This window comes from Burkholderia sp. S-53 (genome assembly GCF_025560745.1).
Taxonomy (GTDB): Bacteria; Pseudomonadota; Gammaproteobacteria; order Burkholderiales; family Burkholderiaceae; genus Burkholderia; species Burkholderia pyrrocinia.
Map to the genome: position 1 here is coordinate 432,954 of NZ_CP090484.1, position 16,367 is coordinate 449,320.

At 68.6% G+C, this 16,367-nt stretch carries 13 protein-coding genes and 1 pseudogene; 8 read left to right on the plus strand and 6 right to left on the minus strand.

Annotation, left to right across the window (positions count from 1 at the left end; all coding sequences use genetic code 11):
- The 3 genes from nirD to LXM88_RS24130 are packed head-to-tail and all read right to left on the minus strand — an operon-like array spanning position 1 to position 4,325.
- Complete coding sequence (gene nirD / locus LXM88_RS24120) at positions 1-345, minus strand: nitrite reductase small subunit NirD (RefSeq protein WP_047903106.1); 345 nt, start codon at positions 343-345, stop codon at positions 1-3.
- Positions 346-383: 38 nt separating this feature from the next.
- Entirely contained in the window at positions 384-2,975 is a 2,592-nt protein-coding gene (gene nirB, locus LXM88_RS24125; RefSeq protein WP_262544967.1) for a nitrite reductase large subunit NirB, read from the minus strand.
- Positions 2,976-2,996: 21 nt separating this feature from the next.
- Positions 2,997-4,325, minus strand: coding sequence for an MFS transporter (locus tag LXM88_RS24130; protein ID WP_262544968.1), 1,329 nt, complete (start codon positions 4,323-4,325; stop codon positions 2,997-2,999).
- Positions 4,326-4,966: 641 nt separating this feature from the next.
- Between LXM88_RS24130 and cobA the strand changes: the two genes are divergently transcribed.
- The 7 genes from cobA to LXM88_RS24165 all read left to right on the plus strand — a co-directional run bounded on the left by cobA (position 4,967) and on the right by LXM88_RS24165 (position 10,979).
- Complete coding sequence (cobA, locus tag LXM88_RS24135) at positions 4,967-5,728, plus strand: uroporphyrinogen-III C-methyltransferase (RefSeq protein ID WP_262544969.1); 762 nt, start codon at positions 4,967-4,969, stop codon at positions 5,726-5,728.
- Positions 5,729-5,893: 165 nt separating this feature from the next.
- The gene (locus tag LXM88_RS24140; RefSeq protein ID WP_096474151.1) at positions 5,894-6,487 is read left to right on the plus strand and encodes an ANTAR domain-containing response regulator; all 594 of its coding nucleotides are present in this window, start codon (positions 5,894-5,896) and stop codon (positions 6,485-6,487) included.
- Positions 6,488-6,492: 5 nt separating this feature from the next.
- Complete coding sequence (locus LXM88_RS24145; RefSeq protein WP_262544970.1) at positions 6,493-7,545, plus strand: CmpA/NrtA family ABC transporter substrate-binding protein; 1,053 nt, start codon at positions 6,493-6,495, stop codon at positions 7,543-7,545.
- A 127-nt stretch (positions 7,546-7,672) separates the two neighbouring features.
- Positions 7,673-8,272 carry a uracil-DNA glycosylase family protein gene (locus tag LXM88_RS24150; RefSeq protein ID WP_262544971.1) on the plus strand — a complete coding sequence of 200 codons (600 nt, stop codon included), beginning with the start codon at positions 7,673-7,675 and terminating at the stop codon, positions 8,270-8,272.
- Between the two features lie 61 nt (positions 8,273-8,333).
- Entirely contained in the window at positions 8,334-9,122 is a 789-nt protein-coding gene (locus LXM88_RS24155; RefSeq protein ID WP_262544972.1) for a YkgJ family cysteine cluster protein, read from the plus strand.
- Between the two features lie 90 nt (positions 9,123-9,212).
- Positions 9,213-10,154: a helix-turn-helix transcriptional regulator gene (locus tag LXM88_RS24160; RefSeq protein WP_262544973.1), complete on the plus strand. Its 942-nt coding sequence runs from the start codon at positions 9,213-9,215 to the stop codon at positions 10,152-10,154.
- Positions 10,155-10,280: 126 nt separating this feature from the next.
- Positions 10,281-10,979 (plus strand): fumarylacetoacetate hydrolase family protein, encoded by a 699-nt coding sequence (locus LXM88_RS24165; protein WP_047903099.1) that lies wholly within the window; start codon positions 10,281-10,283, stop codon positions 10,977-10,979.
- A 98-nt stretch (positions 10,980-11,077) separates the two neighbouring features.
- Here the strand turns inward: LXM88_RS24165 and LXM88_RS24170 are convergent, their stop codons facing one another.
- Together LXM88_RS24170 and LXM88_RS24175 are read right to left on the minus strand one after the other, a co-directional pair.
- Positions 11,078-11,623 carry a DUF4303 domain-containing protein gene (locus LXM88_RS24170; protein ID WP_262544975.1) on the minus strand — a complete coding sequence of 182 codons (546 nt, stop codon included), beginning with the start codon at positions 11,621-11,623 and terminating at the stop codon, positions 11,078-11,080.
- A 180-nt stretch (positions 11,624-11,803) separates the two neighbouring features.
- Positions 11,804-11,926, minus strand: a pseudogene (locus LXM88_RS24175) (Bcr/CflA family drug resistance efflux transporter); the annotation flags it as partial.
- Positions 11,927-12,621: 695 nt separating this feature from the next.
- On the opposite strand from LXM88_RS24175, the gene LXM88_RS24185 reads away from it, so the two are divergent.
- The gene (locus LXM88_RS24185; protein WP_262544977.1) at positions 12,622-14,235 is read left to right on the plus strand and encodes a phage tail protein; all 1,614 of its coding nucleotides are present in this window, start codon (positions 12,622-12,624) and stop codon (positions 14,233-14,235) included.
- A gap of 398 nt (positions 14,236-14,633) precedes the next feature.
- Here LXM88_RS24185 and LXM88_RS24190 read toward each other — a convergent pair whose 3' ends face one another.
- Entirely contained in the window at positions 14,634-16,229 is a 1,596-nt protein-coding gene (locus tag LXM88_RS24190; RefSeq protein ID WP_262544978.1) for a trypsin-like peptidase domain-containing protein, read from the minus strand.
- Positions 16,230-16,367 lie beyond the last annotated feature (138 nt).

Genomic DNA, 16,367 nt, shown 5'->3' on the forward strand with positions numbered 1-16,367 from the left:
TCAGGCCGCGATCCACACGAAGCCGTCCTCGACCCGCGACGGATACGCGCTCACCGACTGCTCGGGCGCTTCGAGGCATTCGCCGGTGCGCAGGTCGAAATGCTGCTTGTACAGCGGCGACGCGACGACGACGCGCTCGCCGAGGCTGCCGATCAGCCCGCGCGACATCACGGCCGCCTGCGACACGGGATCGACGTTGTCGATCGCGAACACGCCGCCGTCGGCATGCGCGACGTGAAATACCGCGACCTGCTCGCCGTTGACGAGCGCGCACACGCCGGTGTTCGGCACGATGTCGTCGAGCGGGCACACGCGGGTCCAGGACAGCGGAAGACGATCGTTCATGATGAGCTCCTTGGAAAAGACGCTGGTGTCGGTCAGGGTCAAACGGTTGCGGATTCGGTCACGGGCTGCGTCGCGCCTTCGACAACGACGGGAATCGTCACGGGCTTGCCGCGCACGCGCTCGCCGGGCGTCGCGGGGCGAATCTGGCCGCGCGTCTCGACGAATTCGATGTTCGCGTCCGGCGCGTCGCTGTTCACGAAGTGGCGGAAGCGCTTGCGCGTCTCGGGATCGGTCACGGCCTTCTTCCATTCGCATTCGTAGGTGTCGACCACATGCTGCATGTCGGCTTCGAGTTCGGCCGCGATCCCGAGCTTGTCGTGCACGACGACGTCGATCAGGTAGTCGAGGCCGCCTTCGAGGTTGTCGCGCCATACGCTCGTGCGCTGCAGGCGGTCGGCCGTGCGCACGTAGAACATCAGGAAGCGGTCGATGTAGCGGACCAGCGTGTCGCGATCGAGGTCGGACGCGAGCAGCTCCGCGTGGCGCGGCTTCATCCCGCCGTTGCCGCACACGTACAGGTTCCAGCCCTTCTCGGTCGCGATGATCCCGACGTCCTTGCCCTGCGCTTCCGCGCATTCGCGCGTGCAGCCCGACACGCCGAACTTGATCTTGTGCGGCGCGCGCAGGCCCTTGTAGCGGTTCTCGAAGTCGATCGCGAGGCCGACCGAATCGTCGACGCCGTAGCGGCACCACGTCGAGCCGACGCACGACTTCACGGTGCGCAGCGCCTTGCCGTACGCGTGGCCCGATTCGAAGCCGGCCGCGATCAGTTCTTCCCAGATCGACGGCAGTTGCTCGACGCGCGCGCCGAACAGGTCGACACGCTGGCCGCCGGTGATCTTCGTGTAGAGCCCGTACTTCTGCGCAACCTGGCCGACCGCGATCAGCCCTTCCGGCGTGACCTCGCCGCCCGGCATGCGCGGCACCACCGAATACGTGCCGTCGCGCTGGATGTTCGCGAGGTAGTAGTCGTTCGAATCCTGCAGCCCCGCATGTTCCTTCTTCAGCACGAACTCGTTGAAGCACGACGCGAGGATGCCCGCGACGGCCGGCTTGCACACGTCGCAGCCGAGACCGTGGCCGTGCTTCGCGAGCAGTTCGTCGAACGTCGTGATGCGCTCGACGCGGATCAGGTGGAACAGCTCCTGGCGCGAATGCGGGAAGTGCTCGCAGATATGGTTGTTGACCGCGAGGCCCTGCTTCTTCATCTCGGCCTTCATGATCTGCGTGACGAGCGGCACGCAGCCGCCGCACGACGTGCCGGCGCCCGTGCACGACTTCAGCGCGCCGAGGCTCGTCGCGCCGTCGGCGACCGCCGTGCAGATCTGCGACTTCGACACGTTGTTGCACGAGCAGATCTGTGCGCCGTCCGGCAGCGCGTCGACGCCGATCGCCGGCTTCGCGACACCGTCCGACGACGGCAGGATCAGGAATTCCGGTGACTCGGGCAACTCGATGCGGTTCAGCATCATCTGCAGCAGCGTGCCATATTCGGCTGCGTCGCCGACCATCACCGCGCCGTGCAGGAACTTGCCGCAGTCGGACACCACGAGCTTCTTGTAGACCTGGCGGCGCTCGTCCGCGTACTGGTAGGTGCGGCTGCCGGCCGTCGTGCCGTGCGCGTCGCCGATGCTCGCGACGTCGACGCCCATCAGCTTCAGCTTCGTGCTCATGTCGGCGCCGGCGAACGCGGGTGCATCGTTCACGTCGCCGCCGAGCTGCTTCGCGACCACGCGCGCCATGTCGTAGCCGGGTGCGACGAGGCCGTACACCATGCCGTTCCACGCCGCGCATTCGCCGATCGCATAGATGTCGGCGTCGCTGGTGCGGCAGGCGTCGTCGATCGCGACGCCGCCGCGCGGGCCGACTTCGAGCCCGCATGCACGCGCCAGCTCGTCGCGTGCACGGATGCCGGCCGAGAACACGATCATGTCGGCATCGAGGTGCGTGCCGTCGGCGAACGCCATCCGGTGCGTGCCTTCCTCGCCGTCGACGATCTCGAGCGTGTTCTTGCCCGTATGCACGGTCACGCCGAGCGCCTCGATCTTCGCGCGCAGCATCCGGCCGCCGCCGTCGTCGACCTGCACGGCCATCAGCCGCGGCGCGAATTCGACGACGTGCGTCTCGAGCCCCATGTCGCGCAGCGCCTTCGCACATTCGAGGCCGAGCAGCCCGCCGCCGACCACGACGCCGCGCTTCGCGTGCGTGCCGCACGCCTGCATCGCTTCGAGATCCTCGATCGTCCGGTACACGAAGCAGCCGGCGCGATCGTGCCCCGGCATCGGCGGCACGAACGGGCGCGAGCCCGTCGCGAGCACCAGCTTGTCGTACGCGAGCGTTTCACCCGACGCGAGCGTGACCGTATGCGCGGCGCGGTCGATCGATGCGACGCGCGCGTTCAGGCGCAGGTCGAATTGCGGATGACGCTCGAAGAAGCCGGGTTCGACGAGCGACAGGTCGTCCGCCGACTTGCCCGCGAAGAATTCGGACAGGTGCACGCGATCGTAGGCGGGGCGCGGTTCCTCGCCGAGCACGGTGACCTGCAGCGCCGCCGATGCGCCCGCTTCCGCCGCGACGCATTCGAGCAGCTTGTGACCGACCATCCCGTGACCGATGACGATGAGTTTCATGATGACGTTTCCTTCGCTCGATCAGTTGGCGGCGTTCGCGGCGGCGGCCAGCGCGCGGTCGCGCAGCTCGGCCTCGCGAGCCTTGTGTTCTTCGGTGAAGCGCACGGCCATCGCGCACAGTGCGGTTGCGGTGACGGCGAGGCCGAGCAGGCTCAGCGTGTGCTGCACGTCGCCGACACCCTTCAGCAGGAAGGCCGCGGCGACCGCGCCGACGTTGCCGCCCGCGCCGACGATCCCCGCGACGCCGCCGAGCGCCTTGCGGTCGATGAACGGCACCAGCGCGTAGGTCGCGCCGCAGGCCATGTGCGTGAACAGGCCGAAGGTCAGCATCGCGACCAGTGCGATGCCGACGCTTTGCGCATGCGAGAACCAGATCAGCCCGAGCCCTTCGCCGACGATCAGCGCGCACAGCAGCGCCGCACGCACGTCGAGGCTGCGGCGCGCGGCGATCCTGTCGGACAGCCAGCCGCCGAGCGCGCGGGCGAACAGCGCGAGCAGCCCGAAACTCCCGGCCGCGAGGCCCGCATCCTTCAGCGACAGGCTGAAGTGATCGACGTAGTACAGCGCGGCGATGTTGTGGATGAACACCTCGACGCCGAAGCACGCGCCGTACGTGACGAACAGCATCCACACGCGATAGTTGCCGCATGCGGCGACGAAGCTCGCCCAGCCGCCCTTCTTGCCGCTGTCGACCGTTACGCCTTCCTTGCGCAGCGCGACGAAGTCGCCTTGCGGGCAGTCCTGCGTGAAGCGCCAGTACGCCCAGGCCATCACGAGCATCGCGACGCCCGGCACGACCAGCGCGACGCGCCACGACGAGTCTTCGCCGAAACCGAGCATCAGGCCGGCGGCGACGAGCAGCGGCATCAGCGCCTGCGTCGCGCCCGCACCCGCGTTGCCCCAGCCGGCCGTCGTCGCATTCGCGGTGCCGACCACGTTCGGCGCGAACATCACCGACGTGTGGTACTGCGTGATCACGAAGCCCGCGCCGATCGCGCCGATGCCGAGCCGGCAGATCAGGAACGACAGGTAGTCGTGCGTGAACGACACGGCGAACACGGGGATCGCGCCGAGCACCAACAGGCCGACATAGACGCGGCGCGGGCCGAAGCGGTCGCACAGCGGGCCGACGAGCAGCCGCACGGCGATCGTCGCGGCCACCGCGGCGATGTTGATGTTGGCGACCTGTGCCGCCGTCAGATGAAATTCGCGTGCGATCAGCGGCATCAGCGGCGCGCACGCGAACCACGCGAAGAAGCACACGAAAAACGCCATCCACGTCAGGTGGAACACGCGCATCGGCGCGGTGCGGAGGCTGAAGAGATCGATACGGGTAGCTTTGTCGGTCATGTCATCCGCCAAACGAAAAACGGCGTCCTGCGCACCCGGTCTCGTCGAGACCCGATGCGTAGGACGCCGTTGCCCATGAAGCCCGTTGCCGGGCGCGTCTGTAATCGGTACTGCGGACGAATCGCCATTGACGCGTCCGAACCAACTTACGCAAGCGCCGTGCCATGTCCGCCCGAATCGTGCCGCCAGCCCCACCGCGCAAGGCTCGCCGGCCAGCACGCGCGGCGTTCCGTCACACGGGGCACGATGCGCCGCGATGCAGCGAGGCACAGATGTGGAGCACTGCAGCACTGTCGCCGTGCGACATCGCGGTGCGTACTGACGGGGCACGATGCACGCCGATGCGGCATTGCATCTCTGCGCGCGCTGCGTCCGCATTCATGCGCGCGGCCATCAGGCCAGGCTCCCGCCGCGCTGTGCACCGGTTGGCCCGGATATTGCTGAACCTCATGCATTACACCGGCAACGGCGCCGGTGGGCTGTCCCCACAAACCACGCCCGTCGATCACGGCGGGCCCCTCAGGACAACGACGTCCCCCCGTGCGCGGCACGGCCGGATGCCGGACTGTTTCGACCGCCCGCCGCCGCCGCGCAGACCACGCGCTATCGACGGCCGCACACACGCGGCAATGGAACACGATATGACGACTGGCAAAGTCACGCTGCTGGGCGCCGGCCCCGGCGATCCCGATCTCCTCACGCTGAAGGCCGTTAAGGCGCTGGCCGCCGCCGACGTGCTGCTGCTCGACGATCTCGTCGCGCCCGGCATCGTCGAACTCGCGCCGCAGGCGCGCGTGATCCGCGTCGGCAAGCGCGGCGGCTGCCGCTCCACGCCGCAGGCGTTCATCGAGCGGCTGATGCGCCGCTACGCGCAGCGCGGCGCGCACGTGGTGCGCGTGAAAGGCGGCGACGCGCTGCTGTTCGGGCGCGCCGGCGAAGAACTCGCGACGCTGCGCGCCGCCGCGATTCCGGTGGAGATCGTCAACGGCATCTCGTCGGGATTCGCGGCCGCCGCGAGCCTCGGCATCTCGCTCACGCACCGCGAGCACTGCCAGGGCGTCACGTTCGTCACCGCGCACCGGCAGGATCACGGCGAACCCGACTGGTCGCGACTCGCGGCGACCGACACCACGCTCGCGATCTACATGGGGATGAGCCGCGTCGACAGCATTGCGACGGGCCTGCTCGCCGCGCTGCCGGCGTCGACGCCGGCAGCGGCCGTGCAATGGGCCGGCACGCCCGACGAGCGCCGCTGGACCGGCACGCTCGGCAATCTCGCGCGCGGCATCGACGAAGCGCGGCTCGGCAGCCCGGCCGTGATCCTCGTCGGCGGCGCGATCGGCGAAGCGGCCGCGCAGCATGACGATGCCACGCGCGACGCGGCGCTGGTCCGGGCCGCATAACATGCGCTGCATCACGCGGCGCCGGCCGCCAGCCTCTTCCGAATCCATCGGCCGCGTTCGCGCCGGTCGCCGGTCGCGCACGCGCGGTATCCGGCCCCCATCTCGACTCGGCCGTCACACGCCGTTCGCGCGTCGCGCCGGCCTTCTGCCGCACCCGCTTGCCTCATGAGTTCGCCCACCCTGTCCGCCCGCCTGCGCGTGCTGCTCGTCACCGACACCGACAAGCCGATCGGCGAGCTCGGCGACGCGCTCGCGCGCCTCGGCTACGAGATGCTGAACGACGTCGCGACACCCGCGCGCCTGCCGGCGGCCGTCGAGGAGCAGCGCCCCGACGTCGTGATCATCGATACCGATTCGCCGTCGCGCGACACGCTCGAGCAGCTCGCGGTGATGAACGCGACCGCGCCGCGCCCCGTGCTGATGTTCAGCCACGACGGCGACCAGGCGCTGATCCGCGCAGCGGTCGGCGCGGGCGTCAGCGCCTATCTCGTCGAAGGATTGTCGGCCGAGCGCCTCGCGCCGATTCTCGAAGTCGCGCTCGCGCGCTTCTCGCACGACGATGCGCTGCGCCGCCGGCTCGCCGACGTCGAGCGCGAACTCGCGGAGCGCAAGCTGATCGACCGCGCGAAACGCGTGCTGATGGACCAGCGCAAGCTGTCCGAGCACGATGCGTATGCAGCGCTGCGCAAGCGCGCGATGGATCAGGGCCTGCGCATCGTCGACGTTGCGCGGCAGTTGCTCGACGCGTCACCTCAATGAATGCCATGAACACTTCCCCTCCCGCCGCGCCGGAACGCGCGCATCTTCGCCTCGGGTTCGTCGCGCTGAGCGACGCGGCTCCGCTGATCGTCGCGCAGCGCCTGAACCTCGGCGCGCCGCACGGCCTGACGCTCGAACTGAACCGCCAGCCGTCGTGGGCCGCCGTGCGCGACAAGCTGCTGAGCGGCGAGCTCGACGCCGCGCACGCGCTGTACGGGCTCGTCTGCGGGCTGCAGCTCGGCATCGGCGGCCCGCAGACCGACATGGCCGCGCTGATGGTGCTGAACCGCAACGGCCAGGCGATCACGTTGTCGCGCGGCCTCGCCGACGCGTATCGCGAACACGGCGACGTGCGCGCGGCGCTCGCGACGCTCGGCCGCAAGCCGCTGCTCGCGCAGACGTTCCCGACCGGCACGCACGCGATGTGGCTGAACCACTGGCTCGCGTCGCACGGCGTCGATCCGCTGCGCGACGTGCGCAGCGTCGTGATCCCGCCGCCCGAGATGGTCGCCGCGCTGGCGAGCGGCGAGCTCGACGGCTTCTGCGCGGGCGAACCGTGGCATGCCGTCGCGGAAGCGTGCCACGCGGGCCGCACCGTCGCGGTCACGAGCGAGATCTGGCCCGATCATCCGGAGAAGGTGCTCGCGGCCCGGCGCGACTTCGTCTCGCTGTATCCGGCCACCGCACGCGCGCTGATCCGCACGCTCGTCGATGCATGCGCGTGGCTCGACAGCGCCGCGCACCGCGTCGAGGCGGCCGACTGGCTCGCGTCGCCCGACGCACTCGGCGTGCCGGCCCGGCTGATCGCGCCGCGCCTGCTCGGCGACTACGGCGCGGGGCCGTTCGCCGAGCCGCCGCTGCCGATCCGCTTCCACGACGGCGGCGCCGTGAACCGGCCCGATCCGCTCGACGGCCGGTGGTTCCTGGCCCAATACCGGCGCTGGGGCATGCTCGACGGCCCGCGCGACGATGTGGAGATCGCCGCGGCAATCGCGCAGACCGCGTTGTATGATGCTGCGGTCGCCGAAGGCGGCACGGCGGGCCCGTCGCGGGCGTGATGCGCGCCGTGCGACGCAGTCGGCGCGCGCGCCAGGGCCGCGCCACGCCGATCCGGGCCACCCGGCGGGTTCCGGCATGCGCCGCCCGGACGACACTGCCTTGCCACTCCGTCCCCGATCCGAATCGATGCCGAAACGAACGCACGCGCCGCTCGACGTGCTGCTTACCGAAATCCGCGCGTGCCGTGCATGCGAAGCCGAGCTGCCGCTCGGCCCGCGGCCGGTCGTGCGCGCGCATCGCGACGCGCGGATCCTGATCGTCGGGCAGGCACCGGGCGCGCGCGTCCATGCAAGCGGCATCCCGTGGGACGACGCGAGCGGCAAGCGGCTGCGCGGCTGGCTCGATGTCGATGCCGATACCTTCTACGACGAAACACGCTTCGCGATCGTGCCGATGGGTTTCTGCTACCCGGGACGCGGCGCGAGCGGCGACAACCCGCCGCGCCCCGAATGCGCGCAATTGTGGATCGACCGGCTGGTCACCGAGTTGCCGTCGATCCGGCTGACGCTGCTGATCGGCCAGTATGCGCAGCGGCATTTCCTGCGCGATGCGCGCAAGGCGACGCTGACCGACACCGTGCACGCATGGCGCGACTACGGCCCCGGCGTGCTGCCGCTGCCACATCCGTCGCCGCGCAACCAGGCGTGGTTCAAGCACCATCCGTGGTTCGACGCCGACGTCGTGCCCGAACTCCGCCGCCTGGTGGCACCGCTGCTCGACCGATGAACGACTTCGCCGGCGGCATCGCGATGCTTCACGACACGCCCGATGCCCCGGCAACACCGCCATGAACGCTACCTCGACAGACCTCGACATCAACTTCGCCTGCACCGGCTGCGGCGCATGCTGCCACGACCTGCGCATTCCGCTGACACTCGACGAGGCGATCGCGTGGCTGCGGCGCGGCGGGCACGTGGAGTTGCTGTGCGACGCCATGCCGTGGCCGGTCGAACCCGAGTCCGGCGACGCGTTCGCCGCGTACAAGCGGGCGCGATCGACGCCCGCGACGAGCGGTTCGCTGCCCGTGCGCATCACGACCGTGCTCACCGCGTCGCATGCCGGCCCGTGCCCGAACCTGCGCGACGACCTGCGCTGCGGGATCTACGACGAACGCCCGCTCGTGTGCCGGATCTACCCGGCCGAAGTCAATCCGTTCGTGCCGTTGATGCCCGGCGGCAAGCAATGCCCGCCCGACGCGTGGCAACACGCGCCGCTCATGCGTGGCGGCACGCTCGTCGACGCGGCGACGCGCGACGACATCGCTCGCTCGCGTGCGGCGAGCGAGGCCGAGACGCCGCTGCGCGCGCGGCTGTGCGCGGCGCTGGGCATCGACACGGCGGCAGTCGCCAATGAAGGGTACGTCGTGCATGCGCCGCCCGCCGCGACGCTGCTCGCCGCGCTGACGGGCGTGCGCGCCGCGTCGACGGCGGCCGACGACGACACGCGCGCATGGACGCTGGTGTCGAACCGGGCGGCGACGGTGGCAACGCTCGCGTCGGTCGACGCGTCGAGCCGGCTCGCCACCAGCGTGGCAGGCCCGCACACCCGTTATCTCGGCTTCCATCCGGACGCCTGATCGCGATCGGGCGCGGCCCCGCCCATCCCCGCCGCGCCCGGTTCGCTGTACCATCGCGGCTCCACCGCGTCACGAACCGCAGAATCCTTCATGCCCTCCACCGCCCCGCCGCGCTTGTACGGGATGCCCGAACGCAGCGACCGGCTCGATTTCTACATCCGCGACCAGGCGTCGCGCCAGGCGATCACCGAGCCGCACCGGCACGCGTATTTCCAGATCCAGTTCAACCTCGGCGGCGATACCGAGCAGCGGATCGGCGGCGTCACGCGGCCGTTTCCGCGCGGCGCGCTCGCCTTCGTGCTGCCGCACCGCGAGCACCTGATCCCGCATCCCGAAGGCGCGCACTTCATCGTCATCAACTTCAGCCAGGCGTTCCTGCGCGCCGATCTCGACGTCGATCCGCTCGACCTCGAGGACGTGCCCGCGCACCGCTTTCCCGAACTGACGCCGTTCCGCTTCCAGGAGCACCTCGACTTCATCCTGACCGGCGACACGTACGACGAAGCGCGCCGCCTCGCGCTGTGCATGCTCGACACCGATCGCGTGCGCACGTTCGGCTCGACCACACTGCTGCGCGGCTACCTGCTGCAACTGATCGGGCTCGTCTGCACGCAGTACGCGGGCGCGCTCGACAAGCTCGCGCAGCGCGGCGCCCAGCGCGCGGGCCGGCGCGACGCGCTCGCGCGCGTGCTGCGGCACGTGCGCGCGAACCTGACCCGCGAGGACCTGACGCTCGCCGCGACCGCCGAGGCCGCGTTCCTGTCGCCGAACTACCTCGCGCACCTGGTCCGCAAGGAAACCGGCAGCACGTTCACCGATCTCGTGACCGAGCGCCGGATCGCGCTCGCGCAATCGCTGCTGGCCCACACGAGCCGGCGCATCGCGGACATCGCGCGCTCGGTCGGCTTTCGCGACGAAGGGTATTTCGCGCGGCGCTTCCGCGCGCGGGTCGGCGTGTCGCCGAAGGCGTACCGCGACGCGAACGCCGCGTTGCCGGACGGCGACGACGCGCCCGCAACCGTCGACGCGTAGTTTTGTCCCGGTAAAACGCACTTGCGTCGCATCCGGCCGCACGCGCGTCCGGTATCGTTGCATGCATGCCGGCCCGTGCGCCGCACGGGCGCCGGCATCCGTCTTCCTACCGAACGAGGCCATCCGATGTCTGCCTATGTCATCGACGCTGCCGAGCGTCCTTCCGTCGAAGTCGAACAGTCGTCCGCGCGCTTTCCGGTGCGCCGCGTATTCTGCGTCGGCCGCAACTACGCCGACCACGCCCGCGAAATGGGCGCCGATCCCGACCGCGAGCCGCCGTTCTTCTTCACGAAGCCGGCCGACGCGATCGTCCCGGCAAGCGGTACCGTCCCGTACCCGCCGCTGACGAGCGATCTCCATCACGAAATCGAGCTGGTCGTCGCGATCGGCAAGAGCGGCCGGTCGATCGACCCGGCCGACGCGCTGTCGCACGTGTGGGGCTACGGCGTCGGCGTCGACCTCACGCGCCGCGACCTGCAGGCCGAAGCGAAGAAGCTGAGCCGTCCGTGGGACTGGGCGAAGGGCTTCGACGCGTCGGGCCCCGTGACCGCGCTGCGCGCGGCGACGGCCACCGGCCACCCGGCAGCCGGCCGCATCTGGCTCGCGGTCAACGGCGAAACGCGCCAGCAAGGCGATCTGGCCGACATGATCTGGGCCGTGCCCGACGTCATCGCATACGTGTCGCGCTCGGTCGAGCTGAAGGCCGGCGACCTGATCTTCACCGGCACGCCGGCCGGCGTCGGCGCGCTGCAGCCGGGCGACCGCGTGACGGGCGGCGTCGACGGCGTCGCGACCTTCGAGTTCGTCGTGGGCGCAAAGCCGTAACGGGTCGAACAAGCATGCACGCGGGCGGATGCAGCGCCCGCCGTGCGTTGCGCGTTGCGCATTGCGGCTCTGGCCAGCCGCAACGGCATTCCGGTTGTTCAGTCGTACCGGCGCAGGAATTTGTCGACGACGGCCGGTGGATTCAGCGCTTTCGCCGATTCGTTTTCCAGTGCCTCGGCCGCGTCGTCGTCGCTGATCGACACGAACAGCGTGATGGCTTCCCTTGCGTCGCCCGAGCCGAACAGGCCGTCCCGATCGAGCAGCCGCAACGCCTCGATCATGTCGGTGTGAAGCTGGCGGGAAAATTCCGCGAACCTCGACCGGACAAACTGCGGGCTCAGCACTTCGTCGGCCAGCTTGCCGCAGATCGCATTGAACGGCGACGCTTCCGCCGCCGCGTACGCCCATTCGGAAAAGCCCCACGCGTACCACGGATCCGGATCGTCGTCCGCAACCGCCTGCTGCGCGCGGACCCGGCTCAGCCCTTCGATCGAATTGGCCGCCGGCACCACCGTCATCGCGCCGCTGTCCGTATAAAGCGCGAACGCGTAGAAATGCTCGTCCGGGTGCAACGCCCGCAGCGCCTTGAACGTCGCCCGCGCGGCGTCGGCGATTTCCCGCTGAAAATCGGAAAAGTCGGTCATCGCATCCTCATCCAGTCGCCCGTCGCGCGCGTCGGGAAATACGCGTCGCGGATGGTTTGTCGTGTCCCGGCATTCGAAGGATTGTCCGCCAATCGCGCGCCGCACGGTAGCGGGCCGCACCCGCGTTCACTGCGCTGCGTCGCGCGCATCGAACACGCGCACGCAGACGGCGGCCGCCAGCGCGATCGCCTGCAGCGACGGCCGATACAGGCTCAGCGGCAGCACCGAGAACGCGCACAGCAGGATCAGCGTCGCGTGTCGCGGTGACGCCGCAGAGGAATCGATCGGCAGGTTCGGTTGCAAGCGAATGCCCTCCGCGCGCGCGCCGCATGGCCGCGCAATGCAAAAAAAGCTCATCGCGGGCTTCCGGGGAGCGCGCTACCATTTGTCCGCGTTCGGCCAGGAGCGGTCCTTTGCAGTCGACTGACGAACGTCTCTTGATAAGCAGCGACCCGTCATTTTGGCGAAGGGACGAGAAAAATCGGATACGCAAATGCAAAACGTGCCCACAAGTTGGAAATTGACACAGTTAGGGTGCTTCCCGCCTGCTGGGCAGCGAGTGCACTCTACGTTCTGTGGGAATCGGAGGCGGGCGGCAGCCTCATCTAGCCCGGTGGCCCTGGCGCCCTTGACTTCGGCATGGCGAGTCCGAATCAACTTGTTGCCCGTCGCTCAGGCATGCCGCCGCGTTTCCATCCGCGAGGGCCGTTCAGGCTGACCGACAGGACCTTGCACAGCGCCGGCAGCGGATATTGCCCGCTGACGCGGGCTGCACGAAGCGTAAAAAAGGGAGATCTTTTACATTTTTATCCTATTGTATGACTAATAGCCTTGCATAACGGTGGCGCACCTTCGACGGATTGCTCACCCGGACAATAGTTAGCTTGGTAAGACGATCATGGAGCTGTGGCGTTTGGGTTACCCCAAGACTTCGTGTTCCTTCAACAGAGAGACAAATAATGACGTCAACCAATAACGTACCTGTCGGATGCGTCGCAATGTTTGCAGGCGACCTTTCGAATTCCGCCGCGAAAGCCGCGTTAATCGCCGCTGGCTGGGTGCCCTGTGACGGAGCTTCCTACACCCAGGCGCAATATCCCGAACTCTATGCCGCGATTGGCTCGGCGCATGGCGGCGCCGGTACCAGCTTCAACGTTCCGAAGCTGACGGACCGCCTACCCAGGGGAACAAACTATTCGAGCAACGACGACCCGGACGGTGGCAGCCGCACCGCCGCCGAGTCCGGCGGTGCCACCGGCCACGCCGTGGGATCGCTCCAACAGAGCGCCACCGCGCTTCCAAAGAATCAGTGGGTTCTGTCCCAGGACGGCGACCACTATCATGCTTACCAGCATCTGACCTCGGCGAGGCATGAGGCCTGGTCCGGCAGCACTGACCGCATGGCGCGTTCGGCAACCACTGTCACCATTGATGCCGCCGGCGAGCATTTCCACAGCATGTCGGGCGGCGATCCCGTCACGCTACCGATCAATGTCGCGCTCTATTGGATCATCCGAGCTACGAGCGGGACACCGGCGGCCCAGACGCCGGCCGGCGCGTTAGGCGCCTTCGGGGCCAGCGCCGCCGCGCAGTCGCCGGCGGGCTGGCTCTACTGCAATGGGCAGGCCGTAGCGATCGGGTCCAACAGCACGAATCTGGCGAATGCCATCGGCTCAAATTTCGGCGGCGATGGCGTAACAGTCCTCACTCTTCCCAATCTGCGTGGCCAATTCCTGCGGGGCACCAGCCACAACACCGGCCGCGACCCGAACGCCGCGAGCCGCTATGCCCTGATGACGGGCGGGAACACCGGAGATGGGGTTGGCTCTGCCCAAGGCTTTGCCACCGGTTCAGGCCAGAACCCTCTGGTTGTCGCCACGGCTGGAGAGCATACCCATGCTCGGACCCTTGTGCCCGCTAATGATCATCACGCAGCGTGGGGCGCGTCAGGGCCGGCCGCCTACTATTGCATGAAATGGACCGACGACTGGACGAACACGACCAGCGCCGGCACCCATACGCACAGCGTCACCGGTGGCGACAAGGAAACGCGCCCGGTGAACATCTATCTCGACTGGATAATCGCCGACGATGTCATCCCTGATGCGCCGCCGATCGGGACGATCCTGGCATTCGGCGGCGATGTCACGTCGATCGACATCTTTAGCAATCTGCTCGCTGCCGGCTGGCTGCCATGCATCGGGCAGCGCCTCAAGAAGAGCGACCCGAACTACAAAGCCTTATACAACCTGATCGACGGCATCTACGGTCAGGATAACCTGACATTCGCCCTGCCCGATCTGCGCGGTTATTTCGTTGTCGGGGCCGGCGGCAGCAAGACGATCGGAACGGTGACGGCGCAGTCGCTGACCGGCCAGCCGGAGACGCCTTTCGCGACGACGCCGGTTGGGGACCATACCCATCAGGTCACCGGTATTCCCACCGACACCCACGTCATCGACGTGGTCATGGGCGTGGACCTAGCTGAGAACAATAACAATCCGACCTCCTCCACGGTAGCGGGCAGCCACAGCCACGTCGTCGTCACGGGCGGTGACGCCGAGTCCCGCCCAATGAACATCAATGTCGATTACATAATCCGGTACAGGTGACTCAGCAGGCCGCGAAAGCAGCTGGGAAACCGGGCACCTCGCCCGGCTTTCCCTCCCGACATCTTTAAGGAGCTTGTGCAAGGTACCCCGGACCCCTCCAGTTAAATCCGACGGGGCAGCGGGGGCGGAACGGCCGCTCCGGAGCGCGGTGGTGACATTCGCAGAAACTAGCTGAGGGGCAGGAACGGGTCGTTAACCGACAGATATCCCCGTAAATCTACGAAGCCCCCCAAAAAGCCCCCGAACGAGTCGGGGGCGCATGGGTGCCGGCGCGGTGCCGCTACCGGACCCTGCGCCTGCGTACTACTACGATGAAGAATGCCGCTTTCATGCGGAATGGCTCCTGAATGCCTGACTGACTGCCAGCGATATCGGACGATGTCAGGCGTGTCAACGCCCTAACGTACGCGCACCGACACGAACTTCCTCGCGTTGTTGCGCTGGATCAGCACCGCGATCACGCTGCCGCCGTTCGCTTCGAGCGACTGCACGTCGTCCGGCGTCTCGAGCAGCGTGTCGTTGATCTCCAGCACGACGTCGCCTGGCTGGATGCCCGCGCGCTCGGCCGGGCCGTGCACCGCGTCGACCATCATCCCGACCGCGAGCCCCGTCGCGCGGCGCTCGTCGTCGCTCAGCGCATGCATCGTCAGCCCGAGACGGTCGCCACCGTCAGCCGGCGCAGCCGCCGCCCCCGGCCCCGGCCCCGGCCGTGCAACGGCCTTCGGTGCAGCCATCCCGACTGTCGCGCCCGCATTGCCCGCCCCGTCGTCGGCGCCCGTGATCGTCAGCGTCACCGGCGCGCGCTTGCGGATCAATCGCAGCGACGCCTTCTCGCCGGGTGACAGCGCGGCGGCCAGGTCGTTCAGTTCGGCCGAGCGGCCGATCGCCTTGTCGCCCAGCTTCACGATCACGTCGCCGGGCTTCACGCCGGCCGCGGCGGCCGGCGAGCCGGGCGCGACGCCGTTGACGAGCGCGCCCGCCGGACGCGGCAGTCCGAACGCCGCGGCCAGCCCGATGCCGACATCCTGCACGTCGATGCCGAACGCGTTGCCGGACGGCGCGCCCTGCGCCGGCGCCTGCTGCGCCTGCTGCGCCTGCTGCGCCTGCTGCGCCTGCATCTGCGTCTGTAGCTGCGCGCGCACCTTTGCCGCGAACGCGATCGGGATCGCGAACGTCATGCTCGCGTAGCGGTCGGTGCCCGTATAGACCTGCACCGCGATGCCGATCACGTCGCCCGCGCGATTGAACACCGGGCCGCCCGAGTTGTCGGGATTCGGCGCGATATCGGTTTCGAAGAACGGAAACGCGCTGCCGTCCGGCAGCCGGTGCGACGTCGCGCTGACGATGCCGGCCGTGACCGTGTTGCCCGATCCGTCCGGCGCGCCGATCGTCATCACCGGTTCGCCCGCCCGCACCTTCGCCGAATCGCCGAGGCGCACGAACGGAAGCTTCGTCGCGCTGACATGCAACACGGCGACGTCGCTTTGCGAATCGACGGCCAGCACCGTCGCCTTGAATTCGCGGCGGTCGGTGAGCCGCACCGTCACGTCGCTCGCATCGTCGACCACGTGCGCAGACGTCAGGATCAGGCCGTCCGCACTGACGATGAAGCCGGAGCCGCTGCCCGACACCGCGCGCAGCACCGGGTCGGGCGTCGGCGGCTGCAAGCCCTGCGCGGGCGGCGGCACACCGCGCCGGAAGAACGCGGCGAGCGGATCGTCGGTATCGAGGATCGCGAAGGACGGCCCGCCGGTTTGCTGATCGAGCGCGGTCATGATCGTCACGACCGCGGGTCCGTAACGATCGACGATGGCCGGAAAATCGACCGGCATCGCGTAAGGCGCGGCGGCCGGCCTTTCCTTCACGGCGGCCGGTTTGACGGGCGGCGCGAGGGTCGCCGCAATGGCGGCTGGCGGCGACAGCAAAAAACCCGCGAACACGCCCCCGATCAACGCGGTGCGAAGCACGGCGCGAGCAAGCGTCTGGCGAACCACAGTGCACCTCCCCCGGCAGTCGCGGCGCCGACTTGCGCGAGACGCGCAGGCACCCGACAAGCACCGGTACACGCATCCATTTATAGTCCACACGGCCGTTCGAACATACGAATCGAAACCCGCATGCCGGGTGGTACG